This window comes from Lysobacterales bacterium (assembly GCA_014946745.1).
GTDB lineage: Bacteria > Pseudomonadota > Gammaproteobacteria > Xanthomonadales > Xanthomonadaceae > Aquimonas.
In genome coordinates this window covers 2,387,317-2,403,172 of sequence record JADCRD010000001.1, presented here as the reverse complement: position 1 = coordinate 2,403,172, position 15,856 = coordinate 2,387,317, and the positions used below count along the sequence as shown (strand labels likewise).

Here is a 15,856-nt window from a genome sequence, read left to right as displayed (position 1 = left end):
GCCCCCACACCAGGACTCCGCATGGACAAGGTTTTCATCGAGGCGCTCGAGATCGAGTGCCTGATCGGCATCTACGACTGGGAGCGGCGCATCCGCCAGCCGATCGTGCTCGACATCGAGATGGCCTTTGACAACCGCGTGCCGGCAGCGTCGGACGACATCCGCGACACTCTCGATTACAAGGCCGTCAGCAAGCGCCTGATGCAGTTTGTCGGCGAGTCGGGCTTCGGCCTCGTGGAAACCCTGGCTGAGCGCTGTGCGGCGATCATCCTCGATGAGTTCAAGGTCAGCCACGTGCGCTTGAAGCTCTCGAAGCCAGGCGCGGTGCGCGGCGCGCGTGCGGTTGGCGTGCTGATCGAGCGCAGCCGCATCAACGCCAGCGCATGAGCCTCGCCCTGCTCAGCCTCGGCAGCAACCAGCAGCCCGAGCGCTACCTGCGAGCCGCGGCCGAGGCCTTGCGTCAGCGCTTTCCCGGTGCGCGCTTCTCGCCGGTGTATCGCACGCCTGCCGTCGGTTTCGAGGGGCCGGATTTCCTCAACGCGGCGGCTGCCATCGACAGCGATCTCGACCCTTTCGCGCTCAATGACTGGCTGCACGCGCTTGAAGATGCCAACGGCCGCCGCCGCGATGTACCCCGTTTTTCCTCGCGCACGCTCGACGTCGACATCGTCTATTTCGATGCGCTGGTGCTGGAGGGGCCAGGAAACCTGCAGCTGCCGCGGCCCGAGCTGAAGCATGCCTTCGTGCTCAAGCCGCTGGTGGATCTGGTGCCGGAATACATCGACCCGGTGCAGGGCTGTCGCCTGGATGCGCTCTGGCGGCGTAGTGGGCTGGCGTCTCCTTCACTCGACGCGCTGACCCTCGAGGGCGGCTAGGAGCCTGCGCTGCAGCAGGTAAGCGGGTTGCCAACGCAGCTGCCGCGATTCGGGTCTCTCCTGAAGCGACTCGGATGTCAGTCGCTGCAGCGACTGCGGGGCGTCAAGCCCGGCTTCGCCGCTCGCGCAGCGCATCCCATTCATCCAGCACCGTCCGGTACAGGCGCATCGCATCGAAGGGCTTGATGATCACGCCCTGCGCGCCCTCTTCCCGATAGCGCTCGATATCGCAGGGCTGCACCTTGGCGGTCATGAACATCACCAGCCGATGTTCGAGCGACATGCGCTGGGCGAGTCCGCGCAGCGTGGTCGGCCCGTCCATGCCGGGCATCATCACGTCAAGCAGCAGGACATGCGGATCGTAGCTTGGGCCGATCTCCAAGGCTTCCGCGCCGCTCGCACACGACTGCAGGGTGAACTGACCGACCTGGGTCAGCGCGATACGGGCGATGGCGCGGATGGCGGGATCGTCTTCGACATGCAGAAGGCGAAGGCCCTGTCCTTTGTCGCCGCTCATGGCGGACTCCCCGGGGTTCGTGGTTCTCTTCGTTGCGGGCTCAGCAGCAGGCGGCCGACCTCGGCCAGACGCGCCTTGGCGGTGCTCGACTTGCCGAGCACCGCGGCGAATTGCAGCGTGGCGTCCGGGCTCAGTGCCTGTTCGCTCAACACCAGCACCGGCGGGGCCGAATCCATCGGCAGCAGTGGCAGCAGGCTGCGCCCGTCGCCGTCCGGCAGCATCAGGTCGAGCACCACCAGGTCGAACCGGCGCGCCTTGATCACCGCGCGCGCCTGCGCCAGGTTGCGTGCGAAGGTGATTTCGCCCAAAGGACTGAGTGCGGCGGCGATCTGTTTCAGGCTGTCCTCGTCGTCCTCGATGCACAGGATCTGGGTGTGCTCGCGGCTTGTCCTGCGACCGATGAGGGCGTGCAGCGTGCCGGTCAACGCGGGAATCCTCAGCGGCTTCTGCATGCGTGCGGTGTTCGGGTCCGGCCCCGACAGGCGGTCCGCCTGGCCGCTGACGACGAGCACCGGCAGCTCTGTGGTCTCCGGCGTGCTGCGCAGCCATTCCAGCAGATCCTCGCCGCGCTCTTCGCCCAGCGACAGATCCAGTGTGATCGCCTGCACCTTGGCCACAGCCACTTGAGCCTTGGCCGACTCGATGCTGTCGGCATGCAGCGACTCGAAGCCTTCGCGCTCGAGCAACAGGCTCAGCACCGCGGCCACGTCAGGGTCGTCCTCGACCACCAATACGCATGGGCGAGTCGCTGACGGCGGCGCGGGGTGGCTGTCCGGCATCACCGGCAGGCGCAGCCAGAAGCAGCTGCCACCCTCTTCGCGCGGCTCGTAGCCGATCTCACCGCCGAGGCGGCCGGTCAGCTCGCGGCTGATCGCAAGGCCCAGGCCCGTGCCTTCCTGATTCCGGTCGGTGCCGCCTTCGGCCTGGGCGAAGCTCTGGAAGAGCCGATCGCGAAAGGCTTCCGGCACGCCTCGGCCGCGATCGAGCACCTGCAGCTCGACCAGACCATCCACCAGCCGCGTGCAGATTTCCACGAGCCCGGCGCGCGGCGAGAACTTGATCGCGTTGGAGACCAGGTTGGTCACGATCTGGCTGAAGCGTCCGGGGTCGGTGTTCAGCTGCACGTCCGCTGGCGTCTGCAGCTGCACCTTGACCTCGAAGCGCTCGGCGTAGGGCTGCAGGGCCGCCACCGTGTCCACCAGCAGACTGCCGAGGTTCTGCAGCGACTTGTTGAGGCTGATCTTGCCCGCCAGCAGCTTCTCGAGATCCAACAGGTCGCCGACCAGCGCGCCGAGCCGGCGCGCGTTGCGCTGGGCGAGCAGCAGCAGATCGTGGGCCTCGCTGGGCAACTGACCGAGCGCGCCGCCGACGACCAGGTCAAGCGCGCCGGAGATCGAAGTCAAGGGCGTGCGCAGCTCATGGCTGACGGTGGAGACGAACTCGGACTTGATGCGCTCCAGACGTTTGCGCTCGCTGATGTCCTGGACCACGCTCAAGATCAGCACATCGCCGCTGCCGCCCGGCTGGAAGCGCACGCCGTGCAGCAGCACCGGGATGCGCTGGCCGTTGGCGTGGATGTACTCCTTCTCGTAGGGGCCATAGCGCCCCTGCGACTGCAGCTTGGCCAGCTGGGCGTGCTCCTGCGGCTCGTACTCGATCGGCGTGATGTCCCAGTAGCTGAGCCTGCGGAAGCGATCCTCCGAATGCCCGAGCATGCGATAGAACTCGGGGTTCGCTTCGAGGAACGCGCCATCGTCCATGCGATTCAGGGCGATGCCCACCGGGGAGAGCCGGAACAGCTCCGAGAGTTTGGCCTCGCTCGCGCGCAGGGCCTCCTCGGCGCGCACGCGGGTGGTGATGTCGAGCACCTGTGACACGAAGTACAGCGGCTGGCCTTCGCTGCCCCGCACCAGGGAGACCGCCAGCATGGCCCAGACCGTCGCACCTTGGCGGGTAATGAAGCGTTTGCGCAGCTGGTAGCCGGGCAGCTTGCCGGCGAGGGTCTGTCCGGCCAGCTCCAGATCGATGGCCACGTCGTCGGGGTGGGTGAGCCGCTGAAAGTCGCCGGACAGCAGCTCCTCGGCGGCGTAGCCCAGCATGGCGCAGAGCGCCGGATTGACCTGCAGCAGACGGCCGTCCGGAGCAACCAGCGCGAGCCCCAGAGCGGACGCCCGGAAGGCGCCCTGGAAACGGTCTTCCGATTCGGCGCGCGCGCGCGTCTGCTGGGCCAGTTCGGTGAGGTCGATGGCGATCCCGACGAAGCCGTCCAGACGTCCCGCCGAGTCGCGAATGGCACTGACGGACAGTCGCACCTTGCGTCGTTCGCCATCGCGTCGGATGTAGGTCCATTGGCGGGTCTCGACCACGTCGCGCCGGGCGGCGTCGGCAAAAACCTCGAACCCTTGGATATCGCGGCCCTCGCGGGCGCTCAGTTCGCGACCGCGCGCTTCGACTTCTTCGGGATCGTGCAGGATCGCGGGCGTGCAGTGGCCGACCAGTTCCTCAGCGCGATAGCCGAGAAGACGCTCGGCGCCGGGATTGAACAGGCGGATGGTCCCATCCACCTCGGTGGCGATGATCGAGACGTCGAGCGCACCGGCGAAGATCGACTGCAGCTGCGCCAGCGCTTGCTCCATGCGGCCCTGGGCCTCACGCAGCTCGGTGACTTCGAGATGGGTGCCGGCCATCCACAGGGGTTTGCCCTCGGCGTCGCGGGACAGCACCCGGCCGCGGTCGTGCACCCACACCCAGCGGCCCTGCTTGTGCCGCATGCGGCAGACGAAGTCGTACTGCTCGGTTTCGCCGCGAAAGTGGGCCCGCAGGCGCTCCCCGGATTCAGTCAGGTCGTCGGGGTGCGCCAGGCCAAGCCAGGTCTGGATGTTGATGGGCGCCAGCTCGTCGAGCGTATAGCCGACGATCTCGGCCCAGCGCTCGTTGAAGCGCGTTTCCCCGGTCTGGATGTTCCACTCCCAGGTGCCGGCGCGGGTGCCGTCCAGCACCATGGCCAGACGACGGCGCTCTTCTTCCAGCGTCCTCTGCGCCAGATGGCGTTGGGTGATGTCGTGCATCACCACCTGGGCGCCTTCGGTGACGCCGTGCGTGTCGAGGACCGGGCCGCCGCTGGCGAGCACGAAGCGTGGCGGTTGGCCGCGCGCGCGGATGCAGATCTCGACGTCGCGCAGCACCTCGCCGCGAAACGCCCGTACGAGTGGCATCTGATCGGGGCTGAGCGGCGTTTCGCCGTCTGCCTCGTACAGGTCGAAGCGTTCAGCACATTCCATCTGCGACTCGCGCAGTGGATCGCAGCCGTGCCAGGCCCGGGCCACGCCGTTGCAGTGGCTCAGTTGACCCTGGGCATTGCAGGCGACCACCCCTTCGGGCAGCGCCTCCAGCAGCTGTGACAGGGCGCGCTCGCCGCGTTCGGCGCGCTTCTGCGCCAGCCGCGCCTCGATCAGATGCGAGCCCAGCGCGGCCAGCGTTGCCAGCTGCTCGCGCTGGGCAGGTGTCAGGGCACGCGCTGCGGTATCGATAACGCACAGGGTGCCGATCGGGTAGCCGCCGGGCCCCTGCAAGGGAGCACCGGCATACAGGCGGATGGCCGGCGCATCCGTGACCAGCGGGTTGTCGCGGAAGCGCGGATCTTCGCGGGCGTCAGGGACCTCCAACACCTTGTCGTCGAGGATCGCATGGGCGCAGAACGCCAGCTCGCGAGGCGTTTCGGTTGCATCGAGACCGACCCGGCTCTTGAACCATTGCCGGTGGGCGTCGACCAGCGACACTAGCGCGATCGGCGTGCCGCAGATCGAGGACGCGAGGCGCGTGAGGTCGTCGAACGCCGCCTCCACTTCCGTGTCGAGCAGTTCAGCCGCGCGCAGCGACGCCAGCCGCTCGGCCTCGTTGGCGGGGAGCGGGGCGCCGGCGATGGGTTCCGGGCCCATGCCTAGAACTTCAGGGTTTCGATCAGCTGCCCAACCTCGGCGGCCGTCTCGCGCAGGATCTCTTGAAGCGTGTCTTGGCCTACCAGCATGTCGATGGAAGCCGCTCGCGTGGCGGGCGGCTGGGCGGGGTCCTGCCAGCGCAGCGGATGCGCCACGGGCGCCAGTACATCCGCCAGTAGCAGGGTGTCGCCCAGAGTTTCGGGCGGCAGCGAGAGCATGCCCCTCCAGTAGTCCTCGATGCCCTCGGTCACCACCGAAGGCACCTGCAGTTTTCGGAGCACCGCAAGGCCCAGGTCGCGCTCGACCCGCTGGTCGGTATCGATGTCCGCCCCCGAGGTCTCGCTGCCTTCCGCCAGCTCGACCGCCAAAGGCGCTTCGATCCGCAGCAGTGCCGGGAAGTGCGCCGCGCGGGAGATCAGATAGAAGCCGCCGATGTCGTGGACGAGGCCGGCGAACAGGGCGATCTCGGGGTTCTGACCGGTGACCTTCTGCGCCAGCACGCGAGCCAGTGCGGCCACATGAGCCGTGCGCTCCCACAGTTGGCGCGCGACCTTCTGCTGGGCCGGGTTGCCCTCGCCGCCGGCCATCTGCCGGGTGACAAGCGCCATCGCCAAGGTCCGCAGGGTCGCGAACCCCAGTCGGTTGACGGCCGTCTTCACGTCCGAGACTTCGCGTCCGCTGCGGTTGTACACCACCGAATTGGCCATGCCGACCGCGCGTGCCGACATCAGCGGGTCCGCCTGGATCAGGCGCGCGGCCTGGTCGACCGAACAGTTCGGATCGTCCAGGGCGGTCTTGATCTTCAGCGCCAGCTGCGCATGCGTCGGGAAGCTCAGCTCACCGCTCGCGGCGTCGCGGGCGATGCTGCGCAGGGCTTCGAGTCGGTCCATGGGGTCCTTGACGTCGGTGGCGGCGGGTCCGGGAGGCGGGATGCAAGTTTCTCGCCGCGGGCAGCGTCGGCGGTTTGGCGTCGGAATCGAGCGTTTTCGCGAGCGTCTGTCGCAGCGGCTGAATCCGCTCGCTGCGGGTCAGTGAGCGCCGGCCGGATTCTGCACTGCGGGCTCAGTCGACCTCGGGCAGCAACTCCAGGGCCATCACGATGGCGTCCTCGCGGCCGCCCACGGCCGGGTAGTAGTTGGCGCGGCGGGCGATCTCGTTGAATCCCAGCGAGTCGTAGAGCGCGATCGCATGCGGATTCGAAGGGCGGACTTCCAGGAAGATCCGCTCGGCGCGGTGCCAGCGCGCGAGGTCGATCAGCCGGCGCATCAGACGGCGGCCGTGGCCCTCGCCCTGGTGATTCGGCGCCACGCAGACGTTGAGCACATGGGCTTCGCCGGCGGCCGCGCTCAGCACGCCGTAGCCGAGCACGGCGCCGCCGCAATCGAGTACCCAGCAGGCATAGCCGGCGCGCAGGCAGTCGCGAAAGATCGTGTGCGTCCACGGAAACGGATAGGCCTGCAGTTCGATGCGCATCACCGCGTCGAGGTCGGCCTCGGTCATCGGCCGCATCTGCGCCGTTTCGGGCAGCGCGCGCGCGTTCATGCGCCGAGCAGCCGGCGGCGCAGCCGACGCAGGGCCGGCCACAGTGCGCGCTTGGCCGCGGCGTTGCCGCGCAGCGCGGTCAGCGCGGGCACAGTGAGGTCGGCGCGGGGCTCGTCGCGGCCCAGCGCCAGCAGGGGGCTGTCTCCGGCCGTGGCGGGGCCGATCTCATCGGTGCCCACGTCAATCGCGCGCAGCACGGCCAGCAGCAGCGCGTCCTGCTTCAGCGATTCCAGCGACTCGACCGCGGCGATCCGCAGCCGCGCCGGTGCTGCCGGCAGCGGCCGCTCGCGCAGGCGCAGGGCCTTCAAGCCCAGCGCCCGCGCCAGCTGCAGCTGCTCCGCTGGGTGTGCGGCGGGCGCGAGCCGGCTCACGGCGTGGCCTCGGCAAGCGCGCGCCCCAGATCGATCAGAAAGGCGTCCAGAGCCTGGTCGGTCGCGGCGCCCAGCGCCTGCACCGAGGTTGCAAGCCTGTCGTCGCTGGCGGCGACGGTGGCGGCGTACTCGCGCTCTACCAGCGGCTCGCCGCCATCGTGGCGGGCAACGCGCAGGCGCAGGCCGACCTGGGCCTCGTAGCCGCCACCGGCGCGCGGTACCCGCTCGAAGCGCTCGATTCGGCCGCTGACCCAGAGCGCGGGCTCACGTGAGGACAGCTGGTCGGTGACGCGTGCGCTCGCGCCGGCTGCACGCAGGCGAGCGATCGTCCGGCGCTGCAGCAGGTAGCCGGGCGGATCAACCCACAGGTTGTAGTGGTAGGCGCGCAGCCGCTGCCCACTCGCATCGAGCGCGTACAGCAGGGCTTGGTCAGCGTGCAGGCCGTCGGCTTCGAGCTGCTGCACCACGATGGGCAGCTCGCTGGTGTCGGTCAGCGGCACACTGGCGCTTGCGGCCGGCAGCCGGTGCCAGGTGGTTTCGGGAATGCCAGGCGCGCTGGCGCAGGCGCCGAGCAGCGTCAGCAGGCTCGCCAGCAGCGCGGCGCGTGCGCGCGACACTCGATGCATGGGGCGCAGGCTCATTCCACCGGGTCCTCGGGCGGGGTGTAGATCAGCCGGCTCGGATTGCGGCGAATCTCGCGGGTGAACTCATCCATGTTGCGGCTGGAGCTTTCCAGATGGTGCGTGATGGAGTCGATGCGGCGGGCGATGGTGCCGAGCGTGCGTTCGAGATCCGCGACCGCCTCGCGCAGGTCGGGGCGATTCTCGTCGACAGTGGCGTTCAGCGCGTCCAACAGCCTGTCGGCGCGTGCCTGCGTCGCCGACAGCTCGGCCGAGAGCTGCTGGACATTGGCGAGGCTGCTGCGGATCGCCTCGCGGTTGGGCGCATCGAGAATCGCGTTGACGCCGTCGGCCGCGGTGTTGAGCCGTCCCATCAGCGCCTGCGCCTCGCTGAGCAGGGCCGGCGCACTGGCGTCGACGGCGGCGCCGATCGAGTCCAGCCGCTGGGCGAGGTTCTCCAGCATCGGCCGCAGACGCTCTTTGGACAGCGCGTTCACTTCGCCGGCCAGATCGGCCATGGCGACAAACAGATCGGCGCCCTCGCGGCTCGCCAGCTCGCCGCCCTCGGCCAGCATCGCAGCGCTGCTGCCCTCGCGGATCGCGATCGCGACATCGGCCAGCAGGCCGGTCGACTGCAGGGCCGCGACGCTGTCTTCGGGGATCGGCCAGTCCGCGCGCAGGGCCAGTTCGACCCGGTAGCGGGTGCGGCCCTGGCTGCGGTCCGGCGTGATGTCCTCGACCTGGCCGATGCGGAAGCCCTCGTAGAACACCGGTGCGCCGGGGCCCAAGCCGGTGACGTTGGCGTAGTGGGCGTGGTAGCGCAGCGCGCTGCCGCTGCGTCCGGTGATCGAGAACAGGGCGAACAGCAGCAGGCCGAAGGCGACCAGCACCACCGCACCCACCAGGCTGTAGTTGATCCCGTCGCGCTTCATCCGGTTGTCCTGTTCATGCCGGCGCAGTTTAGGCGCGCACGCCGGCCCTCGCGAGCGGGCGGTGATGTTGGAAAGACCTTGTTCCCGATAAGCGACATGCCTCCGCCCTTGCGCTGAGTTCGATGATCAAGCCCCTCTCCCCTGGTGGGAGAGGGGTTGGGGAGAGGGGGCAGACTTGCGGCAAGTGTCATCCCCCTCTCCCCCGACCCCTCTCCCACCAGGGGAGAGGGGGGAATTGCGCGCCGTCGCGCCCCTGCGCTGGGCATTCCGGGCACGTAGCCAACCCCCAATCCCAATCCCAATCCCAATCCCGAATCCCGAATCCCGAATCCCCAATCCCCGCTCTTCATCCCTCTTCCTCGGTCAGCCGCTTGAGGTACTCGTCGACGTTGACCTCGATCTCGCGCGGGCGGCGGTTGAGCAGGTCCTGGATGCGCGGGTGCTCGGAGGCGCGCACTTCGGCCACCGTGCCGGTCATCAGCACCTTGCCGTGGTCAAGCACGGTGATGGTATCGGCGATCTTGAAGGCCGACTCCAGCTCGTGGGTGACCACCACGATGCTCATGCGCATGGCGTCGCGCAGCTGCAGGATCAGCTCGTCGAGTTCGGCCGAGACGACGGGATCAAGCCCCGCTGAAGGCTCGTCGAAGAACAGCAGCTTCGGGTCCATCACGATCGCCCGCGCCAGCGCCGCGCGCTTGACCATGCCGCCGGAGAGCTGGCCGGGCATCAGGTCCTGGAAACCGCCAAGGTTGACCACTTCAAGTTTCAAGCGGCTCATGATGCGGATGGTGTTCTCGTCGAGCCGCGTGTGCTCGCGCAGCGGCAGGGCGACGTTCTCGCCCACCGTCATCGAGGTGAACAGCGCCCCGCCCTGGAAGCTCACTCCGAGCTGACGACGAATGGTGAGCAGCTGCGCCGTGCTGGCCTGTGCGATGTCGATGCCGAACAGCCGCACCGTGCCGGCCGCGGGCTTCTGCAGGCCCAGCAGATGCCGCAGCAGAGTGCTCTTGCCCGAGCCTGAGCCACCCATGATCACCCGGATCTCGCCCGCCTGAACGCGGAAGTCGATGCCGTGCAGAATCCGCCGCCGGCCGTAGTAGGCCTGCAGGCCGTGGACGTCGATGAGCGGCTCTTGAGAGCCGGGATTGGGGATTGGGGATTGGGGATTCGTCATGGGCGACTCCTTGCGGAGTCGCGGGAATTCGGGATTCGGGATTCGGGATTCGCAGAAGCCAGGGCGGGCGCGCCGCAAGGTGCCGTCTGAACGCGCTGTGCGGAGTGTCGACGCAAGGGCTCGCCGAGCCTCGCTCGACGAATCCCGAATCCCGAATCCCGAATCCCGGCTCTCATCGATTGAGGAAGAAGGAGAAAAGCATGTCCGCCACCACGATCGCGCTGATCGACAGCACGACGGCGCGGGTGGTGGCGCGGCCGACGCCTTCGGCGCCGCCGCTGACGGAGAACCCTGTGCTCGTCCCGATCAGGGTGATGAGGACGGCGAAGACGACGGACTTCGACAGGCCCTCCCAGAGGTCGCGCGGCTCCAGCAGCTGCAGGGTGCGGTTCAAGTAGGCGCTGACGTCCATGTCCAGTGGGCCCGAGGCGTACAGCCCGGCGCCGGTGAGCGCCACCAGGTTCGCGAACACCGTCAGCACCGGCACCATGACCAGCATCGCCAGCAGCGCGGGGGCGACCAGGTAGCGCACCGGGTCGATGCCGGTGACCGCCAGCGCATCCACTTCCTGCGAGACGACCATCGAGCCCAGGCGTGCGGCCAGCGCCGAGCCGGTGCGGCCGGCGACCACGATGGCGGTGATCAGGGCGCCGAACTCGCGGGTGATCGATTTGGCGGTGGCGATGATGACCTGGCTCTCGGCGCCGAACTCGCTGAGGGCTGCGATGAACTGGATGCCCAGCATGACGCCGATGGTGAGCGACAGCAGGCTGATGATCGGCAACGCGTCGACGCCGATCTGGCGCATCTGCTCGGCGACCATGCGCGGCCGCACCGGCTGCCCGCGCGCCCAGCCGGCGCCGATGAAGTACAGGCTTTCGACGAACAGCATGGCCGCGTAGCCGATCTCGCCCAGCAGCTGCACGCTGCGGCGGCCGACGCGATCGAGCAGGGCGTTCGCCGCCTTCATGCGGGCGCGCCGCCCTCCAGCGATTCGTGGATCTCGAACACGCGATCCAGCCGCGCCAGCTTGAGCACCGAGCGCACCGGCGCGCTGACCGCGATGAGCACGAAGCGCTGGCCGCGTCCGCGCGCGTTCTGGAAGCCCTCGACGAGTGCGGCGATGCCCGAGCTGTCGATGTAGCGCACCGCGGCAAGGTCCACCGCCACCGGGCCGCCGCCGTTGAGCGCGGCCAGCACGGCCTGGCGCACTTGGGCCGACCAGCTCAGGTCGACTTCGCCGGCAAGGCGCACCACGGTGTGGCCGGCTTCGGTCAAGGTCTGGCAGTCGTTCATGCGGGCGTGGCTCCAGAGTGGGTGGGGACCGGTGGGTGTTCGTCTACGGAGCTGCCCGCCGAATCCAGACTCCGCAGCATCCACAGGCGGTTGCCGCCGCCGGCCAGCGGCGTGAGCTTCCAGGCGTCCATCAGGGTGTCGATGAAGCACAGGCCCAGGCCGCCGGGGCGACATTCGTTGAGGTCGCGCGGCTTGATGCGCTCGACATCGACGCAGGCCGCTGTGTCGCTCAGCACGAAGTGCAGGGCCTCGCCCTCGCGGCGGATCAGCAGCTCGATGCGGCCGCTGCCGCAGCCGCCGCCAAAGGCGTGGCGGATGATGTTGGCGCAGGCTTCATCCAGCGCCAGCACCAGTGCGGCGCGCAGATCGGCATCCACGCCCTGCTGCTCCAGCACGGCGTCGGCGGCGTGGCGCATCGGCATCAGCTGGCGGGCTTCAGCGGGAAACTCGATGCGCAGCAGGGCAGGGGCCTCGCCCTCGATCACCATCAGCGTGGTGTCATCGGTGACGGTCATGCGGCGCAGCCGTCGCACCAGCGCGCGCAAGCGCGCTTCCGGCCGCAGCAGGCGCATCTCGCCGACGGCATGCTGCACACCGTCCACGCCCAGCAGGTCGCCGTCGTCGCCGCGCACGTCGGTCATGCCGTCGGAGAACAGATACAGGGCGGCGCCGTCCAGCGTCGTCTGCTGCTCGGGGTAGCTCATGCCACGCAGGATGCCCAGCGGCGGGCCCTCGGCCTCGAAGCGCTCGAAACAGCCTTGGCGATCCACCCGCAGCAAGGGCGGGAAGCCCGCGTTCGCCCACACGGCCTGTTGGCGGAAGGGGTCGTAGTAGCCGGCCACCGCGCAGACGAACATGCCGGCGGCGATGGCCTCCATCAGCTCGTCGTTGGCGCGCGCCAGCCACTGGCCCGGCGGCAGGCCCTCCTTGCCGGCCCAGCGCAGCAGGCTGGCGCAGCGGACCATCAGGAACGAGGCATCGAGGCCCTTGCCGGCCACATCGCCGACGGTGAACGCGATGCGCCCGTCGGGCAGCTCGAAGAAGTCGTAAAAGTCGCCCGAGATTTCGCGCGCCGGAAAGTTCAGCGCACGCAGCGGAAACGCGCCGCGCCTGCGCTTGGGCAGCAGCGAGCGCTGCAGACGCCGGGCCATGGTCAGCTCGCGCTGGATGCGGTTCTGCCGCAGCACCACTTCGGCCAGGCGCGCGTGGTTCAGCGCCAGCGCGGTGGGTGCGGCCAGCAGGCGCAGCGAATCGGCATCGGCCTCGTCAAAGGGCCCGCCGCCGCGCTTGTTCAGCACCTGCAGGGCGCCGATTGCGCCCTCGGTGGTCATGATCGGCGCGGTCAGCACGCTGCGCGTCTCGAAGCCGGTGCGCGCGTCCAAGGTGCGGCCGGCGAAGTCAGGGTCGGTGTGGGCGTCGCGCACGATCTCGCAGGCCTGTCGGGCGATGGCGCGGCCGACCAGGCCTTGATCCAGGCGCAGGGCCAGACCGCGGATATCCACGGGCCCGTGGCAGGCACGACAGACGATGCGCTGCTGGGCTTCGTCGATCAGGAACACGGCCGAGGCTTCGGCGTCCATCGACTCGGCGATGATCTGCGCGACCTGGCTCAGCGTCTGCTCCAGATCGATCGACACCGCCAGCCGCTGCGAGAGGTCCGCCAGCCGCGCCAGCAGGCGTTGCTCGGTAGCCTCGGTCGGGGCGGTCGCGACGGTCATCCGCTGCGTCGACGCAGGCGACCGATCGCCCAGCCCAGCGGGCCGGAGGCGGCGTAGATCCAGAACACCGCCAGCAGCACGCGGTCCGGCGCCACCGCCAGCGCCACGAACAGACCGACGGCCCCCAGGATCACCACGAAGGGCACGCGTTCGCCGAAGGGCAGGGCTTTGCCGCTGTGGTAGCGGATGCGGCTGACCATCAGCAGCGCAGCGATGACGGTCACGGTGAGGGCTGCGTACTCGAGGTCGGCGCCGCCGTAGCCGAATTTGGTCGCGGTCCAGACAAAAGCCATCAGCGTGCCGGCCGCCGCCGGGCTGGCCAGACCGATGAAGTAGCGCTTGTCGACCACGCCGACCTGGGTGTTGAAGCGCGCCAGCCGCAGCGCCGCACAGGCCGCGTACAGAAAGGCCACCGCCCAGCCGACCTTGCCCCAGACCGGGCCGTGGTAGACCAGGTTGGACAGCGACCAGTGGTACATCACCAGCGCCGGCGCCATGCCGAAGCTGACCAGGTCGGCCAGCGAGTCGTACTGCACGCCGAACTCGCTCTGGGTGTTGGTCATGCGCGCGATGCGGCCGTCGAGACCATCGAGCAGGCCGGCGACGAACACAGCGATGGCCGCGCTGGTGAAGTCGCCGTTGGATGCCGCGATGATCGCGTAGAAGCCCGCGAACAGGCCGCCGGTGGTGAACAGATTGGGCAGCAGATAGATGCTGCGGCGGGGAGGCGGACGGGGCGTCTCGCCGCTTGGGCCGGAATCGGTAGCGGTCATGTGGCTGGCGGCAGGGCACCCGGATGCGGGTGCGAACCGGCGAGAGTGTACTTGCATCGGCGCAGCCCTTCAGGCCATCGGAGCTGCCGCTGAGGCCGCCGTGCCTTGCCAGCGCACAGGGCGGGTGCTACCAAGTGCGCACCCGCTGCCTGAGGATTCCGCGCCATGCGCCTGTCGATCTGCACCACCGCCTTGTTCTTGAGCGTCGCCCTGGTCGGCCTGTCGACCGACGCCGCCGCCACCGAGATCTACCGCTGGAAGGACGCCAACGGCGTGACCCAGTACGGCGAGCGTCCGCCCGAAGGCACCCAGGCCGAGCGCGTGGCCCTGCGCGCTGAACCCAGCGTGGCGCCGGCGCCGGCGGCCACCAGCACCGAGGCCCCGCCCGCCCCGGTGGACGACCCCAACCTCAGCCCGGACGAGCGCGCCGAGATCGCCCGTCAACGCGCCGTTGAGGCCGCCGCCGAAGCGCGCCGACAGAGCCGCGCCGCCTCCTGCGCCCGCGCCCAGCAGAACCTGCAGGTGCTGCGCGCCAACGAGTACGTCAGCCTGCGCGACGGCGAAACCACCCGCACCTTGACCACGGACGAGCGCCAGAAGCAGATCGCCGAGAACGAAGCGGCCGAGACCGAGCACTGCGCGCCCGAGATCGACGGCGAAGGCTGATCGACCCAGGCGCACGCCTGCTGACCTGCGGTGCTCGACGGCTCGGTGCCGCCCGGTCACTTCGCGCCGGGCGGCAGCCAGGCCCGCAGGGGCCGGCTCGGCGCGCTTTGGCGGTTTCTCGCTCCGCCTACGCGCGGGAACGGATCCTGCAGGCCGTCGAGGCCTCGCCGACCCCGCCGCGGATCACGCCCATCGCCCCGTCCACGCACGCAGACACCGAAGCTGAAGCCTTGCGCCTGATCGGCCTCGCGCTGCGCATGGCGCAGGGCGAACAGGCGGCGCTGGCCGAGCTGTTCGACCGCTGCTCGGCGCGCGTGCACGCGCTGGCGCTGCGCGTGCTGCAGCGGGCGGAGGACGCCGAAGAGGTGACCCTCGACACCTTCGCCCAGGCCTGGGACCGTGCGCCAACCTACGACCCGCAGCGCGGTGAGGTGCTGCCCTGGCTGCTCGGCATGGCCTGGAGCCGAGCCATTGATCGCCTCCGCCGTGAGCGCCGGCATCGCCGCGCCGAGCCCCTGCATCCAGACGGCGAGGAGCCTGCGTATGCGCAGGGAATGACTGAAAACAGCGCCGACCTGCTGCAGGACCGACTCGACGCCGACACGGCGCTGGCGGCCGCACGCGCGCGGCTTTCGCCCGCGCAGCAGCAGATGCTCTCGCTGGCTTTCGTCGAAGACTTGAGCCACGGCGAGATCGCCGAGCGCACCGGCGTGCCGCTGGGCACGGTGAAGAGCCATCTGCGCCGTGCCTTGGCGCGCCTGGCCGAGCTCTTGGGCGGGCGAGGGCCGGCCAATGACTGAGCGCAGGCAAGAGGACCCGCTGCGCCCGCCTGAGGCCGCCGATGCCGCGCCCCTGAGCGAGCGCGCCCAGCAGCGCCTGCGCCAGCGTCTGCTGTCGCGCGTCGATGCCGAGGCCGAGCCCCAGCGTGCGCCCGCGCCCTGGGTGCCGACCTTCGAGGGCGTTGAAGTGCAGACCCTGCGCTTCGATCCGCAGACCCGCCAGCAGATCACGCTGTGGCGACTGGCGCCGGGCGCGCGCATCCCGCGCCACACGCACAGCGCCCGCGAGGAATGTCTGGTGCTCGAAGGTTCGATCCTGCATGCCGGCCAGCGTCATCCGGCGGGCGACTTCCTGGTCGCCGACGCCGGCTCCCGCCATCAGCCCTTCGATTCGCCCGAGGGCGCCCTGCTGCTGATCCGCGGCGAGCCCGTACCGCGCTTTGGCCGGGCGCTGCGCTGGCTGCTGCGACGGCTGCGGCTGTAGCGTCAGAACACGACTGCGGCAACGCTGAAGCGTTGCCGCGCGCCACGGAGGGCGCGGGTACCGATACAGCGCAGTGACGAACGTGATCCGTGTTGCCGCAGCTCCCGACTTCCCACCCGACCACGAGCCCAGCCATGAATGCCCGCCTTCTCGCCCTCTCCCTGCTGG

At 69.5% G+C, this 15,856-nt stretch carries 17 protein-coding genes; 5 read left to right on the top strand and 12 right to left on the bottom strand.

Going from position 1 to position 15,856, the window contains the following annotated elements; genetic code table 11:
- The first annotated feature begins 21 nt into the window (after nucleotides 1-21).
- Both folB and folK read left to right on the top strand, forming a co-directional pair.
- Nucleotides 22-387: a dihydroneopterin aldolase gene (folB, locus tag H4O13_09420; GenBank protein ID MBE5315608.1), complete on the top strand. Its 366-nt coding sequence runs from the start codon at nucleotides 22-24 to the stop codon at nucleotides 385-387.
- Nucleotides 384-875, top strand: a complete 492-nt coding sequence (gene folK, locus H4O13_09415) for a 2-amino-4-hydroxy-6-hydroxymethyldihydropteridine diphosphokinase (GenBank protein MBE5315607.1) — start codon at nucleotides 384-386, stop codon at nucleotides 873-875. The genes folB and folK overlap by 4 nt, the downstream gene beginning before the upstream one ends.
- A 103-nt stretch (nucleotides 876-978) precedes the next feature.
- Here folK and H4O13_09410 read toward each other — a convergent pair whose 3' ends face one another.
- The 12 genes from H4O13_09410 to pssA all read right to left on the bottom strand — a co-directional run bounded on the left by H4O13_09410 (nucleotide 979) and on the right by pssA (nucleotide 13,759).
- On the bottom strand, nucleotides 979-1,392 hold the full coding sequence (locus tag H4O13_09410; protein ID MBE5315606.1) for a response regulator: 414 nt from the start codon (nucleotides 1,390-1,392) through the stop codon (nucleotides 979-981).
- A complete protein-coding gene (locus H4O13_09405; protein MBE5315605.1) occupies nucleotides 1,389-5,330 on the bottom strand; it encodes a PAS domain S-box protein in 3,942 nt (1,313 codons plus the stop codon). The genes H4O13_09410 and H4O13_09405 overlap by 4 nt, the downstream gene beginning before the upstream one ends.
- 2 nt (nucleotides 5,331-5,332) lie before the next feature.
- Nucleotides 5,333-6,220, bottom strand: a complete 888-nt coding sequence (locus H4O13_09400) for an HDOD domain-containing protein (GenBank protein MBE5315604.1) — start codon at nucleotides 6,218-6,220, stop codon at nucleotides 5,333-5,335.
- Between the two features lie 172 nt (nucleotides 6,221-6,392).
- Nucleotides 6,393-6,872: a ribosomal protein S18-alanine N-acetyltransferase gene (gene rimI, locus H4O13_09395; GenBank protein MBE5315603.1), complete on the bottom strand. Its 480-nt coding sequence runs from the start codon at nucleotides 6,870-6,872 to the stop codon at nucleotides 6,393-6,395.
- On the bottom strand, nucleotides 6,869-7,243 hold the full coding sequence (locus H4O13_09390) for a hypothetical protein (GenBank protein MBE5315602.1): 375 nt from the start codon (nucleotides 7,241-7,243) through the stop codon (nucleotides 6,869-6,871). The genes rimI and H4O13_09390 overlap by 4 nt, the downstream gene beginning before the upstream one ends.
- The gene (locus tag H4O13_09385; protein ID MBE5315601.1) at nucleotides 7,240-7,884 is read right to left on the bottom strand and encodes a membrane integrity-associated transporter subunit PqiC; all 645 of its coding nucleotides are present in this window, start codon (nucleotides 7,882-7,884) and stop codon (nucleotides 7,240-7,242) included. The genes H4O13_09390 and H4O13_09385 overlap by 4 nt, the downstream gene beginning before the upstream one ends.
- Nucleotides 7,881-8,795, bottom strand: coding sequence for an MCE family protein (locus H4O13_09380; protein MBE5315600.1), 915 nt, complete (start codon nucleotides 8,793-8,795; stop codon nucleotides 7,881-7,883). Before H4O13_09380 ends, H4O13_09385 begins: the two co-directional genes overlap by 4 nt.
- 346 nt (nucleotides 8,796-9,141) lie before the next feature.
- A complete protein-coding gene (locus H4O13_09375; protein ID MBE5315599.1) occupies nucleotides 9,142-9,972 on the bottom strand; it encodes an ABC transporter ATP-binding protein in 831 nt (276 codons plus the stop codon).
- Between the two features lie 172 nt (nucleotides 9,973-10,144).
- On the bottom strand, nucleotides 10,145-10,942 hold the full coding sequence (locus H4O13_09370; protein MBE5315598.1) for an ABC transporter permease: 798 nt from the start codon (nucleotides 10,940-10,942) through the stop codon (nucleotides 10,145-10,147).
- Nucleotides 10,939-11,268, bottom strand: a complete 330-nt coding sequence (locus tag H4O13_09365; protein ID MBE5315597.1) for an STAS domain-containing protein — start codon at nucleotides 11,266-11,268, stop codon at nucleotides 10,939-10,941. The genes H4O13_09370 and H4O13_09365 overlap by 4 nt, the downstream gene beginning before the upstream one ends.
- Nucleotides 11,265-12,986, bottom strand: coding sequence for a SpoIIE family protein phosphatase (locus H4O13_09360; protein MBE5315596.1), 1,722 nt, complete (start codon nucleotides 12,984-12,986; stop codon nucleotides 11,265-11,267). The genes H4O13_09365 and H4O13_09360 overlap by 4 nt, the downstream gene beginning before the upstream one ends.
- Nucleotides 12,983-13,759 (bottom strand): CDP-diacylglycerol--serine O-phosphatidyltransferase, encoded by a 777-nt coding sequence (pssA, locus tag H4O13_09355; GenBank protein MBE5315595.1) that lies wholly within the window; start codon nucleotides 13,757-13,759, stop codon nucleotides 12,983-12,985. The genes H4O13_09360 and pssA overlap by 4 nt, the downstream gene beginning before the upstream one ends.
- Nucleotides 13,760-13,924: 165 nt before the next feature.
- Between pssA and H4O13_09350 the strand changes: the two genes are divergently transcribed.
- The 3 genes from H4O13_09350 to H4O13_09340 all read left to right on the top strand — a co-directional run bounded on the left by H4O13_09350 (nucleotide 13,925) and on the right by H4O13_09340 (nucleotide 15,688).
- Nucleotides 13,925-14,425 carry a DUF4124 domain-containing protein gene (locus H4O13_09350; GenBank protein MBE5315594.1) on the top strand — a complete coding sequence of 167 codons (501 nt, stop codon included), beginning with the start codon at nucleotides 13,925-13,927 and terminating at the stop codon, nucleotides 14,423-14,425.
- 230 nt (nucleotides 14,426-14,655) lie between these two features.
- Nucleotides 14,656-15,225, top strand: coding sequence for a sigma-70 family RNA polymerase sigma factor (locus H4O13_09345; protein ID MBE5315593.1), 570 nt, complete (start codon nucleotides 14,656-14,658; stop codon nucleotides 15,223-15,225).
- Nucleotides 15,218-15,688: a cupin domain-containing protein gene (locus H4O13_09340; GenBank protein ID MBE5315592.1), complete on the top strand. Its 471-nt coding sequence runs from the start codon at nucleotides 15,218-15,220 to the stop codon at nucleotides 15,686-15,688. Before H4O13_09345 ends, H4O13_09340 begins: the two co-directional genes overlap by 8 nt.
- Nucleotides 15,689-15,856 lie beyond the last annotated feature (168 nt).